Annotated in this window: 11 protein-coding genes and 2 tRNA genes; 6 read left to right on the top strand and 7 right to left on the bottom strand. The window is 71.7% G+C overall.

What is annotated here, in order from left to right; genetic code table 11:
* Positions 1–62: 62 nt before the first annotated feature.
* A complete protein-coding gene (locus tag ACE101_RS27095) occupies positions 63–1,001 on the bottom strand; it encodes a D-2-hydroxyacid dehydrogenase (protein ID WP_379136404.1) in 939 nt (312 codons plus the stop codon).
* 77 nt (positions 1,002–1,078) lie between these two features.
* Positions 1,079–2,332 carry an aminotransferase class V-fold PLP-dependent enzyme gene (locus ACE101_RS27090; RefSeq protein WP_379136401.1) on the bottom strand — a complete coding sequence of 418 codons (1,254 nt, stop codon included), beginning with the start codon at positions 2,330–2,332 and terminating at the stop codon, positions 1,079–1,081.
* A gap of 504 nt (positions 2,333–2,836) precedes the next feature.
* Between ACE101_RS27090 and ACE101_RS27085 the strand changes: the two genes are divergently transcribed.
* Positions 2,837–3,133, top strand: a complete 297-nt coding sequence (locus ACE101_RS27085; RefSeq protein ID WP_379138968.1) for a hypothetical protein — start codon at positions 2,837–2,839, stop codon at positions 3,131–3,133.
* 481 nt (positions 3,134–3,614) lie between these two features.
* On the opposite strand, the gene ACE101_RS27080 is transcribed toward ACE101_RS27085, so the two are convergent.
* From ACE101_RS27080 to ACE101_RS27070, 3 genes are all read right to left on the bottom strand, one after another.
* A tRNA-Ala gene (locus ACE101_RS27080) sits at positions 3,615–3,690 on the bottom strand.
* A gap of 96 nt (positions 3,691–3,786) precedes the next feature.
* Positions 3,787–3,862 (bottom strand) — tRNA-Ala (locus ACE101_RS27075).
* 183 nt (positions 3,863–4,045) lie between these two features.
* On the bottom strand, positions 4,046–4,432 hold the full coding sequence (locus tag ACE101_RS27070) for a TIGR02300 family protein (protein ID WP_379136398.1): 387 nt from the start codon (positions 4,430–4,432) through the stop codon (positions 4,046–4,048).
* Between the two features lie 176 nt (positions 4,433–4,608).
* On the opposite strand from ACE101_RS27070, the gene aroA reads away from it, so the two are divergent.
* From aroA to ACE101_RS27055, 3 genes are all read left to right on the top strand, one after another.
* Positions 4,609–5,958 carry a 3-phosphoshikimate 1-carboxyvinyltransferase gene (aroA, locus tag ACE101_RS27065; protein WP_379136396.1) on the top strand — a complete coding sequence of 450 codons (1,350 nt, stop codon included), beginning with the start codon at positions 4,609–4,611 and terminating at the stop codon, positions 5,956–5,958.
* Positions 5,959–5,992: 34 nt separating this feature from the next.
* On the top strand, positions 5,993–6,631 hold the full coding sequence (gene cmk / locus ACE101_RS27060; RefSeq protein WP_379138965.1) for a (d)CMP kinase: 639 nt from the start codon (positions 5,993–5,995) through the stop codon (positions 6,629–6,631).
* Between the two features lie 68 nt (positions 6,632–6,699).
* Positions 6,700–7,644 carry a class I SAM-dependent methyltransferase gene (locus ACE101_RS27055; RefSeq protein ID WP_379136393.1) on the top strand — a complete coding sequence of 315 codons (945 nt, stop codon included), beginning with the start codon at positions 6,700–6,702 and terminating at the stop codon, positions 7,642–7,644.
* A gap of 148 nt (positions 7,645–7,792) precedes the next feature.
* Here ACE101_RS27055 and hrpB read toward each other — a convergent pair whose 3' ends face one another.
* Complete coding sequence (hrpB, locus tag ACE101_RS27050) at positions 7,793–10,276, bottom strand: ATP-dependent helicase HrpB (RefSeq protein ID WP_379136391.1); 2,484 nt, start codon at positions 10,274–10,276, stop codon at positions 7,793–7,795.
* A gap of 156 nt (positions 10,277–10,432) precedes the next feature.
* Here hrpB and ACE101_RS27045 point away from each other — a divergent pair, with 156 nt between their 5' ends.
* Positions 10,433–10,717 carry a hypothetical protein gene (locus tag ACE101_RS27045; RefSeq protein ID WP_379136388.1) on the top strand — a complete coding sequence of 95 codons (285 nt, stop codon included), beginning with the start codon at positions 10,433–10,435 and terminating at the stop codon, positions 10,715–10,717.
* A gap of 62 nt (positions 10,718–10,779) precedes the next feature.
* On the opposite strand, the gene ACE101_RS27040 is transcribed toward ACE101_RS27045, so the two are convergent.
* Positions 10,780–13,071, bottom strand: a complete 2,292-nt coding sequence (locus ACE101_RS27040; RefSeq protein WP_379136385.1) for an NADP-dependent malic enzyme — start codon at positions 13,069–13,071, stop codon at positions 10,780–10,782.
* A gap of 385 nt (positions 13,072–13,456) precedes the next feature.
* Between ACE101_RS27040 and mutS the strand changes: the two genes are divergently transcribed.
* Positions 13,457–16,126 carry a DNA mismatch repair protein MutS gene (gene mutS / locus ACE101_RS27035; protein WP_379138962.1) on the top strand — a complete coding sequence of 890 codons (2,670 nt, stop codon included), beginning with the start codon at positions 13,457–13,459 and terminating at the stop codon, positions 16,124–16,126.
* Positions 16,127–16,343: the final 217 nt, after the last annotated feature.

The raw sequence follows: 16,343 nt of genomic DNA, 5'->3' as shown, positions 1-16,343 counted from the left end.
CCCATGCGCCCGACCCGCCCCGGTCCCCTTGTCTTTAGCCTCGGCCGCGGCCTCGGCGCGCCTTATTCCACCACGTTCTGCGGCTTGCCGGCCACGAAGGCCTCGACGTTGTCGACGAGCTGGTCGGAGAGGATCTGCATCGCCTCCTTGCTGGCCCAGGCCACGTGGGGCGTGACGATCAGGTTCGGCAGGTCGAGGTCGAGCAGGACGTTGCCGTTGACCGGCGGCTCGGTGGTGAGCACGTCGAAGCCCGCCCCCGCGATGGTGCCGTTCTTGAGCGCCTCCGCCAGCGCCGCCTCGTCCACCAGCCCGCCGCGGGCGGTGTTGATGAGGATGGCGTCGCGCTTCATCTTCGCGAGTTCGTCCCGCCCGATCATGTTGCGGGTCTCGGGCGTGAGCGGCGCGTGGAGCGTGATGACGTCGCTCTCGCGCAGGATCGTCTCGAAATCGACGAGGCCCTCCTGCGGGAAGACGTCGTAGGCGATGACCTCCATGCCGAGCGCCTCGGCGCGCTTGCCGATCGACTTGCCGAGCGCCCCGTAGCCGACGATGCCGAGCGTCGAGCCGGCGATGTCGCGGATCGGGTAGTCGAAGTAGCAGAACTGCCGCGACTTGTTCCAATCCCCCCGGCGGGTCGAGATCGCGTAGGGCACGATGGCGCGGCGCAGGGCGAAGATCAGCGCGACGACGTGCTCGGGCACGGTGTTGAAAGCGTAGTTGCGGATGTTGACGACCGTGATGCCCTGCTCCTTGGCCACGGCCTTGTCGACGATGTCGGTGCCGGTGGCGGCGACCGCGATCAGCTTGAGCTTGGGGAGCTGGCGCAGGGTGTCGGCCCGCATCGGCACCTTGTTGACGATCGCGATCTCGGCGTCCTTGAGGCGCTCGACGATCTGGTCCGGCGCGGTGACGTCGTACTCCTTGTAGGTGTGCGGGAAACTGAACTCCCGCACCGTGGCGTCGAGCGTCTCGCGGTCGAGGAAGACGATCGTGTGGGACATGGGGCGTGGTCCTCCGAATGGCCTCGCGCGGGGAAGCGGGGCCGCGGGTCCGACCTACCAGACCCGCGGCGGATTGCTCAGACCCGGACGACGCCGTCGGAGTGGTTGCGGTCGAAGATCCCGGCCTCGCTCGGGCGCTTGTCCTTGGCGAGGATGGTCTCGCGGAAGTGCTGCTGCGCCGCGCCGACGCCGCTGCCGGGCTGGATCTTGATGCCGGCATCCAGCATCGCCATCTCGGCGCCCGCGAGCGCGCCCAGCAGCATCAGGTCGTTGAGGTCACCGAGGTGGCCGATGCGGAAGACCTTGCCGGCGACCTTGGACAGGCCCGCGCCGAGCGCGAGGTTGTAGCGGCGGAAGGCGATGTCGATCACCTCTGCACCGTTGATGCCCTCCGGCACCACGATGGCGCTCACCGTGTCGGAGTACCACTTGGGCTCACGCGCGCACAGGCCGAGGCCCCAGGCCTTCACGGCGGCGCGGCAGCCATCGGCGAGCACCCGATGGCGCTCGAAGACCCGCTCCAGCCCCTCCTCGAACAGGCAGGCCATGGCCTCGCGCAGGCCGTAGAGCAGGGGGAGGGCCGGCGTGTAGGGGAAGTAGCCGGTGGCGTTCGCCTTCGTCATGTCGGCGAAGTCGAAGTAGACGCGGCGGCACTCGGCGCCCTTGGTGGCGGCGAGCGCCTTGGGGCTGACGCAGACGATGCCGAGGCCGGCCGGCAGCATCAGGCCCTTCTGCGACCCGGTGATGGCGCAGTCGACGCCCCATTCGGAGGCGCGGAAGTCGATGCTGCCGATCGAGGACACGCCGTCCACGTAGAGCAACGCCGGGTGGTTCGCCGCGTCGATGGCCTTGCGCACCGCGCCGATGTCGCTGGTGACGCCCGTGGCGGTCTCGTTGTGGACGATGAGCACGGCCTTGATGCGGTGCTCGCGGTCGGCGCGCAGGGCCTCCTCGATCCGGTCCGGATCGGCGCCCGTGCCCCATTCCTCGTCCTGGATCACCACGTCGAGGCCGACGCGCTGGGCGAGGTCGATCCACAGGGTGCTGAACTGGCCGAAGCGCGAGGCGAGCACGCGGTCGCCGGGCGAGAGGGTGTTGGTCAGCGCCGCTTCCCAGGCGCCGGTGCCGCTCGACGGGAAGATGAAGACCTGCCCGTCCTTCGACTTGAAGACCTTCTTCAGGTTCTCGAACAGGGGCAGCGTCAGATCCGGGAACGATGACGAGCGATGGTCCTCCATCGGCACGATCATCGCGCGCTGGACGCGCTCCGGCACGTTGGTCGGCCCCGGCACGAAGAGGAAGTTGCGACCCGGCCGTCTCGATCCTGCCATGTTGTCCTCCAGTTTCCTTCACCGTCGTCAGCGTCGAGACCCGGTCGGGCTCGTATCGAGCCCCGCTTGGGCTCGCGGGGGAAAGCCTCAGGCGCGGCTGGCCGCGCCGGCCGGACGGATCATCTGTCGATGCTGGAGCGCCCTCGGGATCTGAAGGATCGGGAACCCGATCCCCCTTGGTGCGCTTCCCATCCGGTTCGTTCTTGGTCACGCAGGCCGTGCCCGGGCCTGTCCGGGTGCGCCCTGCGTGTCGGGGTTGACTATGGGTGCGGCCGGACCAGAAGGAAAACTGAAAAATCTGTTCAGGTCGTTCAAAATATTCGAATATGTACTTTAGACCGGGGATTGCGGCCCTTCCGGAGGCCCGTCCGGCCGAAGGTCGGGCTTGCACCACAGAGGCCGTCCGGCCTGCCCCAGTCGAGACTCAGCACATCCGGAGAACCGGATCGCGTCTTTTGCGTTGAATGAGTCAGCTATTCCTCAGTCGGAGGGCCAGACGTGCTGATGAAATCTCTGATGATCGCCGGCCTCGTGGTTGCCGGAGCCGGCCTCGCCCCGAGCGGCGCCCAGGCCAAGGATGCGAGCCTCGCCGCGGCCGGCCTTCAGCCCGTGGAGGTGGTGGGCTTCTCCGGCAGCGTGCCGAAGGGCATGCCGCTCTTCGTGGCGCTGCCGCGCCTGGCGCCGGGCGCCGAGGTCGATCTGCGCAGCGTCGACGGCAGCGGCCTCGTCGCCTTCGGCCGCTCGATGCCGGCGGCGCTCGACCCGAACGCGGAGATCGCGACGGGGACGGTCGGGAAGTAGGGATGATGGGGTGTGGGCGCGGGGACCTCTCCCCCGCACCGGGCCACGCAGTCCTCTCACCCGATGAGGCGCTGTCCTCTCCCCAGCCGCGACACGGCTGTCCGGGGACAAGACGGGTACGGGGAACCCCTCTCCCGCGTGGGAGAGGGGAGAGGCGCCCCTCTTTTCCCGGACAGCCATAGGTAAAAGGAGAGGTGCGTTCAGGCGGAGGAACGGAGCCATGCTCGCCCAGGCGGGAGGAGGTCTCCGCGCCACGGTCTGCCTGGGCAGGGCCCATCCTGAGCCGCCCGATCGGTCGTCGGGAAGCCGATGAATTCGCCCGCAGCGATCGCTGGCCTCAGCTCAGCCAGCAGCATCGACCGGTCGCACACGATGTCAGATATCCCTCAGGCGGGACGCCGAGCGACGGCCGAGGCCCGAGATGCCTCGCATGATCATCACGATGTTCGAGGGATCACGATATTCGAGGGAGGCGGAGGGATGGTGGAGCCAGGCGGGATCGAACCGCCGACCTCTTGAATGCCATTCAAGCGCTCTCCCAGCTGAGCTATGGCCCCATTCCACGACCACGGCGCCTGGAACCGCCGCGGGGTCTCGCACTCAAAAAGGCCGCTGAGGCGGCCCTGTCAAACCCGGCACAACCGGAAGGAAGCTGGTGGAGCCAGGCGGAATCGAACCGCCGACCTCTTGAATGCCATTCAAGCGCTCTCCCAACTGAGCTATGGCCCCACTTGAAAACCGCGGCGGTTGGGTCGCCAGCGGTGCCGCCGGAGCCGTCCCTTCGGGGCGGCGTCGTTCGGTGGCGGCTGTATATGAGGCCGCCGCGGCGGACACAAGCCCCTCTGGCGACCTTCTGCGAAGTTTTCGTGACCGGGCCGAATTCGCGAGGCCCGGTCACGCCTTAGCCGAGCCCTACGACTCCTCGTCGGTCTCGATGTCGCCGTCGATGAGATCGGAGACGTCGTCGCCGCCCTCCTCGTCCTCCTCCAGGAAGGTGTCGTCGTCGCCGCCGGTGTCGCCCACCTCGGCGTCATCGTCCACGGACGTGTCGGCACCCTCCTCCACGGCCTCGACTTCGTCGAGGGAGACCATCTCCGGCCCGCTCGTCTCTTCGTCGCTCTCGTCATCCGGCTGCGCGCGATTGGCGATCGCGGGGGCGGGCACGCGGGTCGAGGCGAGGGCCGCGATCTGGTAGACCGTGCCGCATTTCGGGCAGGTGGCGGGGTCTCTGTTGAGGTCGTAGAACTTGGCGCCGCAGCTCATGCACTGGCGCTTCAAGCCGAGTTCCGGTCTGGCCACGGTTCGAAAGCCTTCGAGATATCGTCGGGAAAGGGCCCGTTAGTCGGGGGCGGTGCCGGTGTCAAATCGCGCGCGCCGCGGGCGGATGACGCCGCCCCGCCCACGTGGTAACGACCCGCCGCTCTTGCTAGCCCTCTGCCAGCCCTTCGCCAGCCCCTCCGACCAGGCAGCCCGCCGTGTCCCACGCCTCCACCCCGTCTCCCATCACCGCCCGGGCCGGGACGCCCCTGCGGGGCCGTCTGCGCCCGCCGGGCGACAAGTCGATCTCGCACCGGGCGATGATCCTAGGCCTGCTCAGCATCGGCGAGACCCGCGTCGAGGGCCTGCTCGAAGGCGACGACGTGCTGCGCACAGCCGCCGCCGCCAGGGCGCTCGGCGCCGGGATCGACCATGACGGGCCGGGGCGCTGGCGGGTGCGCGGCGTCGGCATCGGCGCCCTCACCGATCCCGCGGGCGTCCTGGATTTCGGCAATGCGGGCACCGGCTCGCGCCTGATGATGGGCGTGGTCGGCGGCCAGCCGGTCACCGCGACCTTCGACGGCGACGCCTCCTTGCGCAAGCGGCCGATGCGCCGGATCCTCGACCCGCTGGTGCGGATGGGCACGGTGGTCGTGTCGCAGGAGGAGGGCGGGCGCGTGCCCCTCACCCTGCGCGGGCCCGACGAGGCGATCCCGATCACCTACGAGACCCCGGTCGCCTCGGCGCAGGTGAAATCGGCGGTGCTGCTGGCGGGGCTCAACGCGCCCGGCACCACCACGGTGATCGAGGCGGCGGCGACGCGCGACCACACCGAGCGCATGCTGCGCCTGTTCGGCGCCGAGGTGAGCGTCGCCACGCACGGGCCGGAGGGCCACGGCCGCGCCATCGCGCTCACCGGCCAGCCCACCCTGCGGGCGGCCGACGTGGTGGTGCCGGCCGATCCCTCCTCGGCCGCCTTCCCGGTGGTCGCGGCCCTGCTCGTGCCGGGCTCGGACGTGGTGATCGAGGGCGTGATGATGAATCCGCTCCGCACCGGGTTGATCACCACGCTCCTGGAGATGGGCGCCGACATCACGCGGCTCAACGAGCGCGAGGAGGGCGGCGAGACCGTCGCGGATCTGCGCGTGCGGGCGAGCCGCCTCACGGGCGTGACCGTGCCGCCCGAGCGCGCGCCCGCGATGATCGACGAGTACCCGGTGCTCGCCGTCGCCGCCGCCTTCGCGGAGGGCACGACGCGGATGCAGGGCCTGCACGAGCTGCGGGTGAAGGAATCGGACCGCCTCGCCGCGGTGGCGGCGGGGCTCAAGGCCAACGGCGTCGCGCATGGGGTGGAGGGTGACGACCTGATCGTCCACGGCGACGGCGGCCCGGCCCCGGGCGGCGGCACGGTGGCGACGCATCTCGACCACCGCATCGCCATGGCGTTCCTGGTGATGGGCTTGGCGAGCCGCGACCCGGTCACCGTCGATGACGGGGCGATGATCGCGACGAGCTATCCCGCCTTCCTCGCCGACCTGCGGGGCCTCGGCGGTGGCTTCGCGGATTGAGGAAGGATCGGGCGTGACGCGCGTGGAAGTCGAGATGGTGATCGCGATCGATGGGCCGGCCGCCTCGGGCAAGGGGACCCTGGCCCGGCGGCTCGCCCTGCATTACGGCCTGCCGCATCTCGACACCGGGCTCCTCTACCGTGCGGTGGCCCTCGCGCTCCTCGATGCCGACCGCGACCTCGCGGATCCGGCGGCCGCGGAGCAGGCGGCCCGCGCGCTGCGGGCCGAGTCCCTCGGGGATGCGCGGCTGCGCGAGCGCGCCATGGGGGAGGCGGCCTCCGTCGTCTCGGCGATCCCCGCGGTGCGGGCGGCGCTCCTCGACTGGCAGCGCCGCTTCGCCGCCTCGCCCGGCGGCGCGGTGCTGGACGGGCGCGACATCGGCACCGTGGTCTGCCCCGACGCCCCCGTGAAGCTGTTCGTCACGGCCTCGCCCGAGGAGCGCGCCAACCGCCGCCACCGGGAACTCGGGAGCCGGGGCGAACCGGTGGCCTTCGAGGCGGTGCTCGCCGACATCGTCCGCCGCGACGCCCGCGACGCCGACCGGGCGGCGGCGCCGCTGCGCGTCGCCGAGGATGCCGTGGTGATCGACACGACCGAACTCGACGCGGAGGGCGCCTTCCGGGCGGCGACCGCGGTGGTGGATGCGCGCCGGCGGCGCGGACACGAGACCTGATGCGGGGCGGCCGGGCGGAGCGAGGATCCTCGTCCGGCCCGGACGCCCCGTCAGCCGCAGGGGGCGCCATGTACCTGGTCACCTTTCACGGCACGGTGCTCTGCAAGACGATCATGAATCGTCTTCAGCACCAATCCCTCGACCGCAAGAAGATCACGAGCTCCCTCCTGTCGATCGACTTCGACGCGGAAGCGGCGCGGCGGCTGCGCGACTATGACGGCGAGGTCGAGATCGGCGGCGGGCCGCTCGGCGGCTACCGCGCCATCCCGCATTTCCGGCTCGGGCACGTGCTGCGCAAGGATGGACGCTATCTCTGCGCCGTCGACAAGGATGGCGCGCTCATCACCACCGAGGTGCCGGGCGTGTGGGAGGTGTTCCACTTCGCCGAATCCCTGGGCGAGCCGCGCGCGCATGGCTCGCCCGAGGAGGAGAACCGGCGTTTCGCCGCCCGGGTGGCGCAGCTCCAGGCCGAGGGCAAGGCGGTCAAGCTCTATTGCGGGGCCGGGCGGCTGCCGCGGCGGGGCTTCCTCAACCTCGACGTCACGCCGATGCTCCCGGCCTTCTCCACGACCGATTACGACGATTACTTCATCTTCGATTTCTGCGACCGGCGCTGGCAGATCCCGAACGACAGCGTCGACTACGTCTACCATGAGGACTTCATTGAGCACATCGACCAGACGAACCAGTTCCAGTTCCTGGCGGAGAGCCGGCGGGTGATGAAGCCCGGGAGCTGGCAGCGGGTCAACACGCCGAACCTGATCTGGGCGATGCGCCACCACTCCGATTTCAACCGCGGCCTGGAGGGCGTCTATACGGGCGAGCGGCAATGGGGGCACATCGCGATCCTCACGCGGGACCTGCTCGCGGCCATGGCGAGGACGGTCGGGTTCAGGGAGGTGCATTTCACCGGGCGCGACGGCGGACGTTCGCCCCACGCCGTCCCGGACATCCGGCCGGGAGCCGACCGGCCCGACATCGAGGGCAACATCTTCGCCGATCTGCTGAAGTGATACGGTTTCCGGAAGATCACTTTCGGAAACCGGATCACGAGCCCGCGCGGCGCCTGAGCGAGGCCGGTTTCCGCATCGCGAAGCGATCATCCGGAAACCGTATGATGCGCGGCGGACGCAACCCGCCCCTCACGTGAAGGGCTGAGAGTCAGGCCCCCCGGGGCTTCGCCCGCCGGGTCGGCGGGGCGGTGAGGGGGTCTTCCGGCCAGGGATGCTTCGGATACTGGCCGCGCATGTCGGAGCGCACGGCCGCCCAGGAGCCGCGCCAGAAGCCCGGCAGGTCGCGGGTGATCTGGATCGGGCGCTGGGCCGGGGAGAGCAGGTGCAGCAGCAGCGGCACCCGCCCGCCGCCGATGGTCGGATGGGCCGCGAGCCCGAACAATTCCTGCACGCGCACCGCCAGCACCGGCTCCTCGGCCCCGTAATCGACCGGGATGCGCGAGCCGGTCGGCACCTCGAGATGGGTCGGCGCCTCCGCATCGAGGCGCGCGCGCAGGTTCCAGGGCAGGAGGGCATGGAGCGCCTCGGCGAGGCGGTCGGGACCGATCTCGTCGAGGCGGGTGAGGCCGACGAGATGCGGCGCGAGCCAGTCCTCGGCCGTGGCGCCGAGCGCCGCGTCGGACAGGTCGGGCCAGGGCTCGCCCTCGGCCCGGCGCAGGAACTGCACCCGCTCGCGCCACTGCGCCGCCGCCTTCGACCAGGGCAGGGCGGAAAGCCCGAGATCCGCGACGCCGCGGGCGAGCAGCCGCGCGCTGTCCGCGTCCGCCGGCACCGGCAGGACGCGCTCGCCGAGCACCAGCGCCCCGAGGCGGCGCTGGGCCCGGGCGCGCAGGGCGCGGGCGCCCGCATCGAAGGCGACGCTGGTGCGGGCCTCGATCCGGTCGGCGAACAGGGCTTCGATGGCGTCGAGGGTGATCGGCGCCGCCGCCAGGATGCGGGCGGCGGAGGCCTTGCCGACGATCTCCGCCACCGCGAGGAAGGGCTCGCGGGCGAGCGCCAGGGCGGGCTCCAGGGCCGCGCCGCGGCCATTCGCCAGCACGAACTCGCCGGGCTTTCCGCGGGCGCGGGCGATCCGGTCCGGATAAGCGAGCGCCAGCAGCGCGCCGGGCGCGGGGGACTCGGTCTCGGAGGCGACGGGTCCGGCGGCCCGTGCCCAGCCGGCGGCGAGGCGGCGCATGTCCTCGGCCCGGCCGGAGCGGTCGCGCCGGAAGCGCTCGACCCGCTCGGTCAGGTCGACGGCGTCGCCCCCGAGCCCGCGCTCGACCAGCACCGCCGCGAGATCGGCCGCGTCCCGGGCCGCCGCGCGCCCCCGCGCCCCCGCCGCCACCACCATGCGGGCGAGGCGCGGCGGCAGGGGCAGGGCCCGCAGGCGCTCCCCCTCGGGCGTCAGGCGCCCGTCCGCGTCGAGGGCACCGAGACCGCCGAGCAGCGCCTTCGCCTCGGCGAGGGCCGGAGCGGGGGGCGGATCGAGGAAGGGCAGGGTGGCGGGATCGGCGACGCCCCAGGCGGCGGCGTCGAGGACGAGGCCGGCGAGGTCGGCCGAGAGGATCTCCGGCTTGGTGAAGGGCTCCAGCGCCCCCGTCGCCGCCTCGGCCCAGAGCCGGTAGCAGATGCCGGGCTGCGTGCGCCCGGCGCGGCCCCGGCGCTGATCGACCGAGGCGCGCGAGGCCCGGACCGTGACGAGGCGGGTGAGGCCGAGATCGGGCTCGTAGACCGGCACCCGGGCGAGCCCGGAATCCACCACCACCCGCACGCCCTCGATGGTGAGCGAGGTCTCGGCGATCGAGGTCGCGAGCACCACCTTGCGGCGGCCGGGCGGGCTCGGGCGCACGGCGCGGTCCTGCTCGGCCCGGTCGAGGGCGCCGTAGAGCGGCGCGAGATCGACCTCCGGAAAGGCGCCGAGGCGCCCTTCGAGGAGCGTCGCCACGCGGCGGATCTCCCCCTGGCCCGGCAGGAAGGCCAGCACCGAGCCGGGCTCCGCCCGCAAGGCCCGCTCGATCGCCTCGGCCATCGCCTCCTCGATGCGCCGGTTCGGGTCGCGGTCGAGGTAGCGGGTCTCGACCGGGTGGGCCCGGCCCTCCGAGGCGATGACGGGAGCCTCCCCCATCAGGCGGGCCACCCGCGCCCCGTCGAGGGTCGCCGACATGGCGACGAGCCGCAGATCCTCACGCAACCCCCCTTGGGCGTCGAGGGCGAGGGCGAGGCCGAGATCCGCGTCGAGGGAGCGCTCGTGGAACTCGTCGAACAGCACCGCGGCGACGCCCGACAGTTCCGGATCGTCGAGGATCATGCGGGCGAAGACCCCCTCGGTGACGACCTCGATCCGGGTGCGGCCCGACACCTTCGAGCCGAGCCGGACCCGCAGGCCCACCGTGTCGCCGACGCGCTCCCCGAGCGTCTCGGCCATGCGCTCGGCCGCCGCCCGGGCGGCGAGCCGGCGCGGCTCCAGTACGATGATCCGCCCGTCCCCGCGCCAGGACGCGTCGAGCAGGGCGAGGGGAACGCGGGTGGTCTTGCCGGCCCCGGGCGGCGCGACCAGCACGGCGTTGGGGCCGGCGGCGAGGGCGGCCTGGAGGTCGCCGAGGACGGCGTCGATCGGCAGGGCGGGAGCAGCGGCGGGAGCAGCGGACATGCGGCCCGCATGGCCGGGCCCGGCCCGCGATGCAAGCCCGGCCGGGGCCGCCCGGACCTGCCCTAATGTTCTTCGCGAGGTGACGGAACAGAAGCGGCGGCCAAGACTTTGTAGCGACAGAACGGCGGCACGATCCGCCGTCCGGAGATCCAGTCGATGCGAATCCTTACCCTGTCCCTCGCGGCGGCGACGCTCGCGGGTGCTCTGTCCCTGTCCACCGCGCCGGCCTCGGCCGCCGTCACCGGGCCGACCGCCGTCTCGCAGAACGGCGGCATGATCGAGCAGACGCGGATGACCCACCGCGAGATGCGCCGCCACCGCACGATGCACGGCCGCGGCGTGAGCCGCCGGATGATGCAGCAGGACATCAACGCCCGGAACCCGTCGCGCCCCGGCTACCAGCAGCAGAAGGGCAACACGAGCGGCGGCCCGGCTTACTGAGCCGCCTCATGCGAAAACGGGATCCCGGAGGTTCCGGGATCCCGTTGCGCGGCCGGATCGGCTCAGCCGCCGATGTTGAAGGCCGCCAGCGCCGCCATGTTAACGAGGTCGGTGTCGGTGGCGCCGAGCGAGGCGATCTGAACCGGCTTGTCGAGGCCGACGATCAGCGGCCCGAGCACCTGCGCGCCGCCGAGTTCCTGCAGCATCTTCGTGGAGATCGAGGCCGAGTGGAAGGCCGGCATCACCAGCACGTTGGCGGGCTGCTTGAGCCGGCTGAACGGATACTGGGCCAGCACGTCCTTGTTGAGCGCCACCTCGGCCGACATCTCGCCGTCGTACTCGAAATCGACCCGCATCCCGTCGAGGATCTTGACCGCCTCCTGCACCTTCTCGGCGCGCTCGGCCTTGGGATGGCCGAAGGTCGAGAAGGACAGCATGGCGACGCGCGGCTCGTAGCCGAGGCGCCGGGCGACGCCCGCGGCCTCGACGGCGATGCCGGCGAGTTCCTGGGCGTTGGGCATCTCGTGGATCGCCGTGTCGGCGACGAGCACGACGCGCCCGCGCGCGAGGCAGAGCGAGACGCCGATCACCCGGTGGCCGGGCTTGGGATCGATGACGTGGCGCACGTCGTCGAGGGCGACCGAATAGTTGCGGGTCGCCCCCGTCACCATCGCGTCCGCGTCGCCGAGCGCCACCATGGAAGCCGCGAAGTGGTTGCGGTCCTGGTTGATCAGCCGCTGGCAGTCGCGGAACAGCAGGCCCTTGCGCTGCATGCGCGCGTAGAGGAACTGCGCGTAGACCGCGTTGCGGTCCGACTTCGCGGCGTTGTGGATCTCGATGTTGTCGCGGCCCGAGAGGTCGATGCCGGCGGCCTCGGCATTGGCCAGCACCCGGTCCTCGCGCCCGACCAGGATCGCGGTGCCGAGCCCCTGGTTGACGAAGGACACGGCCGCCCGGATGACGACCTCCTCCTCGCCCTCCGCGAACACGACGCGCTTGGGGAACTTGCGCACGCGCTCGAAGATGCGGTTGAGGGTGCCGGCGACGGGGTCGCGGCGGGCCGAGAGCTGGGCCCGGTAGCGGTCCATGGAGGGAATCGGCTTCCTCGCCACGCCCGTATCCATGGCGGCCTTGGCCACCGCCGGCGGGATGGTGTGGATCAGCCGCGGGTCGAAGGGCACCGGGATGATGTATTCGCGCCCGAAGCGCGGCCGGGTGCCCTGGTAGGCCGCCGCCACCTCGTCCGGCACGTCCTCGCGGGCGAGCGCCGCCAGCGCCTGCGCGGCGGCGATCTTCATCTCCATGTTGATGGTGGTCGCGCGCACGTCGAGGGCGCCCCGGAAGATGTAGGGGAAGCCCAGCACGTTGTTGACTTGGTTCGGGTAGTCCGAGCGCCCGGTCGCCACGATGGCGTCGTCGCGGACCTGCCCGACCTCCTCGACGGTGATCTCGGGATCGGGATTGGCCATGGCGAAGATGATCGGCTGGGGCGCCATCGAGCGGATCATCTCAGGGGTGAAGGCGCCCTTGACCGAGAGGCCGAACACGATGTCGGCGCCCTCGAGGGCTTCGGCGAGCGTGCGCTTGGCGGTCTCGACCGCGTGGGCCGACTTCCACTGGTTCATGCCCTCGGTGCGGCCGGCATAGACCACGCCCTTGGTGTCGCACAGGACGACGTTGCGGTCGCCGAAGCCCATCGCCTTGAGGAGCTCGATGCAGGCGATGCCGGCCGCGCCCGCGCCGTTCACGACGAGCTTCGCCTCGCGGATGTCGCGCCCGGTGAGGTGCAGGGCGTTGAGCACGCCCGCCGCCGCGATGATCGCCGTGCCATGCTGGTCGTCGTGGAAGACCGGGATGTCCATCAGTTCCCGCAGGCGCTCCTCGATGATGAAGCACTCGGGGGCCTTGATGTCTTCGAGGTTGATGCCGCCGAACGTCGGGCCGAGATAGCGGACGCAGTTGATGACCGCCTCGGGATCCTCGGTGCCGACCTCGAGGTCGAAGGAATCGATGTCGGCGAAGCGCTTGAACAGGACCGCCTTGCCCTCCATCACCGGCTTCGAAGCCAGCGCCCCGCGATTGCCGAGGCCGAGGATCGCGGTGCCGTTCGACACCACCGCCACGAGGTTGCCCTTGGCCGTGTAGTCGAAGGCGAGCGCCGGATCCTCCGCGATGGCGAGCACCGGCACGGCGACGCCCGGCGAATAGGCGAGCGAGAGGTCGCGCTGCGTCGCCATCGGCTTGGTGGCGACGACCTCGAGCTTGCCGGGCCGGCCATGGGCGTGGAACTGCAGCGCCTCCTGGTCGGTGAAGGTCGGACGCGCGCGGCGGCTGGTGGGACGGGACTCGCTCATGCCGGGACCTTCTTCGCCTTTAGTCTGATATGACCATGGGAGAAGTCCCATAGGGCCGAGTGGAGCCGGGCTCAAGCGGTGTCGTGGCATAAACCTGTCGGGTGAGGCGGCCCCGGGATACTCAACTGTCGGCCGTGATAATACCGCTCTCGCGAAACCGGTCCGTCATCCCCATCATCCCCGGGGAGAACCTCCCGGGTGCCTGGAACGGCCGCCGGCCTCTGCTAGTGTCGACCCGATGACGATGGACAGCGACCTCGGCCGGCGCCTGCGCGACGAGCCCCATGAGCCCCATATGCCGTCCCACATGCCGAGCGACGAGGCTCCGCCCCCGCCGCGCGCACGGCGGGGCGCGCCCGCCGCCGCGGATCCCGCGCCCTCGCCCATGATGGCGCAGTACATCGAGATCAAGGCCGCCAATCCGGGCTCGCTCCTGTTCTACCGGATGGGCGACTTCTACGAGCTGTTCTTCGAGGATGCGGAGATCGCATCGCGGGCGCTCGGGATCGTGCTGACGAAGCGCGGCAAGCACGGCGGCGCCGACATCCCGATGTGCGGCGTGCCGGTGGAGCGCGCCGACGACTACCTCCAGCGCCTCATCGCCCTCGGCCACCGGGTGGCGGTCTGCGAGCAGACCGAGGATCCGGCGGAGGCGAAGAAGCGCGGCTCGAAATCGGTGGTGCGCCGGGAGGTGGTGCGCCTCGTCACCCCCGGCACCATCACGGAGGAGCGCCTCCTCGATCCGGCCCGGGCCAACCTCTTGGTGGCGCTGGCGCGCCGCCGCGCCTCGGAGTCCGGCTGGACCTACGGGGTCGCGGCGGTCGACATCTCCACCGGGCGCTTCGCCCTCTCGGAGGTGGAGGGCGGGGCGCTCTCGGCCGAGATCGCGCGGCTCGACCCGCGCGAGATCGTCATGGCGGAGGCGATCCACGCCGATCCGGACCTGGCGCGCCTGTGGCGCGACACCGCGGCCGCGGTGACGCCGCTCGGACGCGGCGAGGCCGATCCGGCCTCGGCCGAGCGGGCGCTGAAGGAGCAGTTCGGCGTCGCCACCCTGGAGGGCTTCGGCGCCTTCACCCGCACCGAGGTCGCAGCGGCGGGCACCGTCCTGCACTACATCGCCCGCACGCAGCTCGGCGCGAAGGTGCCCCTGAGCCCGCCGACCCGGCAGGCCGCGGGCGGCGCCCTCCTGATCGACGCGGCGACGCGCACCAATCTCGAACTCACCCGCACCCTTCAGGGCGAACGGACCGGGAGCCTGCTCGCCGCCATCGACCGCACGGTGGGGGCGGCGGGATCGCGGCTCCTGGCCGAGCGGCTCGCCGGCCCCTCCACCGACCTCGCCCTGATCCGCCGCCGCCACGACGCCGTGGCCTTCCTGGTCAATGAGGGCGCCCTGCGGGCGGAGTTGCGCGCCGACCTCGCCCGGGCCCCCGACATGGCCCGGGCCCTCTCGCGCATCGGCGTCGGGCGCGGCGGACCGCGGGACCTCGCGGCCCTGCGCGACGGGCTCGACGCCGCCCGCAGCATCGCCACGCGGCTCGCCGGGGCGGGGGCGCTGCCGGGCGAGATCGGCAAGGCGGCCCGGCTCCTCGCCACGGTGGGCGAGGACCTCGCCGGGACGCTCGCCGCGGCCCTGGCCGACGAGCTGCCGCTGATGAAGCGCGACGGCGGCTTCGTGCGCGAGGGCTACCGGAGCGAACTCGACGAATCCCGGGTGCTGCAGAGCGATTCGCGCCGCTTCGTCGCCGGGCTCCAGACCCGCTACGCCGAGGAGACCGGCTGCCGCACCCTGCGCATCAAGCACAACAACCTGCTGGGCTTCTTCATCGAGGTGCCGCAGGCGATGGGCGAGACCCTGCTGAAGGATCCCTGGCGGGGGACCTTCGTGCACCGCCAGACCATGGTGGACGCGATGCGCTTCACCAGCGTGGAGCTGGGCGAACTCGAATCGCGCATCGCCAACGCGGCCGGCCGGGCGCTCGCCCTCGAACTCGAGATCTTCGAGGCGCTCTCCACCGCCGTCATGGAGCAGGCCGAGGCGATCACCGCCGCCGCGACCGCCCTCGCCGCCCTCGACGTGGCGGCCTCGCACGCGGAGCTGGCGGTCGAGCTCGACTGGACGCGGCCGGTCCTCGACGACAGCCTGACCTTCCGGATCGAGGGCGCCCGCCACCCGGTGGTGGAGGCCGCCCTGCGGCAGGCGGGCGAGCCCTTCATCGCCAATTCCTGCGACCTGTCGGGAGAGGCGGGGGCCGGCCGCGAGGCGGGCCGGATCCTCGTCGTCACCGGCCCGAACATGGGCGGCAAGTCGACCTTCCTGCGCCAGAACGCGCTCATCGCGGTTCTCGCCCAGATGGGGGCCTTCGTGCCGGCGCGTTCGGCGCATCTCGGCATCGTCGACCGGCTGTTCTCGCGGGTCGGCGCCGCCGACGACCTCGCCCGGGGCCACTCGACCTTCATGGTCGAGATGGTGGAGACCGCCGCGATCCTGAACCAGGCGACCCGCCGTTCCCTCGTCGTCCTCGACGAGATCGGGCGGGGCACCGCGACCTTCGACGGGCTCTCCATCGCCTGGGCCTGCCTGGAGCACCTGCACGAGGTGACGGGCTGCCGGGCCCTGTTCGCGACCCATTTCCACGAGCTGACCGGCCTCGCCAAGCGGCTGGAGCGCCTCTCGAACGCCACGCTCAAGGTCACCGAGTGGAAGGGCGACGTGGTGTTCCTGCACGAGGTGGTGCCGGGCGCCGCCGACCGCTCCTACGGGCTTCAGGTCGCGCGGCTCGCCGGCCTGCCCGCGACGGTGATCGCCCGCGCCAAGGTGATCCTCGCGGATCTGGAGAAGGGGGACGGGCGCAGCCGCCGCGCGCCGGCGGCCGAGCTGCCGCTCTTCGCCGCCCTGCCGCCGGTCCCCGAGCCGCTCCAGGCCGTGCCGCCGCCCGCGCCGAAGCCGGACGCCCTGCGCGACCTCCTCGACGGCCTCGACCCGGACGGGCTCACGCCGCGCGAGGCGCTCGACGCGCTCTACCGGCTGAAGGCGGCGCGAGACGCCTGATACGGTTTCCGGAAGATCACTTTCGGAAACCGTATCACGAGCCCGCGCGGCGCCTGAGCGAGGCCGGTTTCCGCATCGCGAAGCGATCATCCGGAAACCGTATGAGGGGCGCCCGGCGCAACGGAAACGGCCGCCGCTCCCGCAGCGGAGGCCTTGCGCTTCCGCAAGCGTCGTGCCGGTCGGTCCGCCACGCGACCGCCCGTCGGGATGTCCGACG

Source organism: Methylobacterium carpenticola (genome assembly GCF_042748905.1).
GTDB lineage: Bacteria > Pseudomonadota > Alphaproteobacteria > Rhizobiales > Beijerinckiaceae > Methylobacterium > Methylobacterium carpenticola.
The sequence above is the reverse complement of the archived record's forward strand: the minus strand, read 5'-3'. Positions and strand labels throughout refer to the sequence as shown.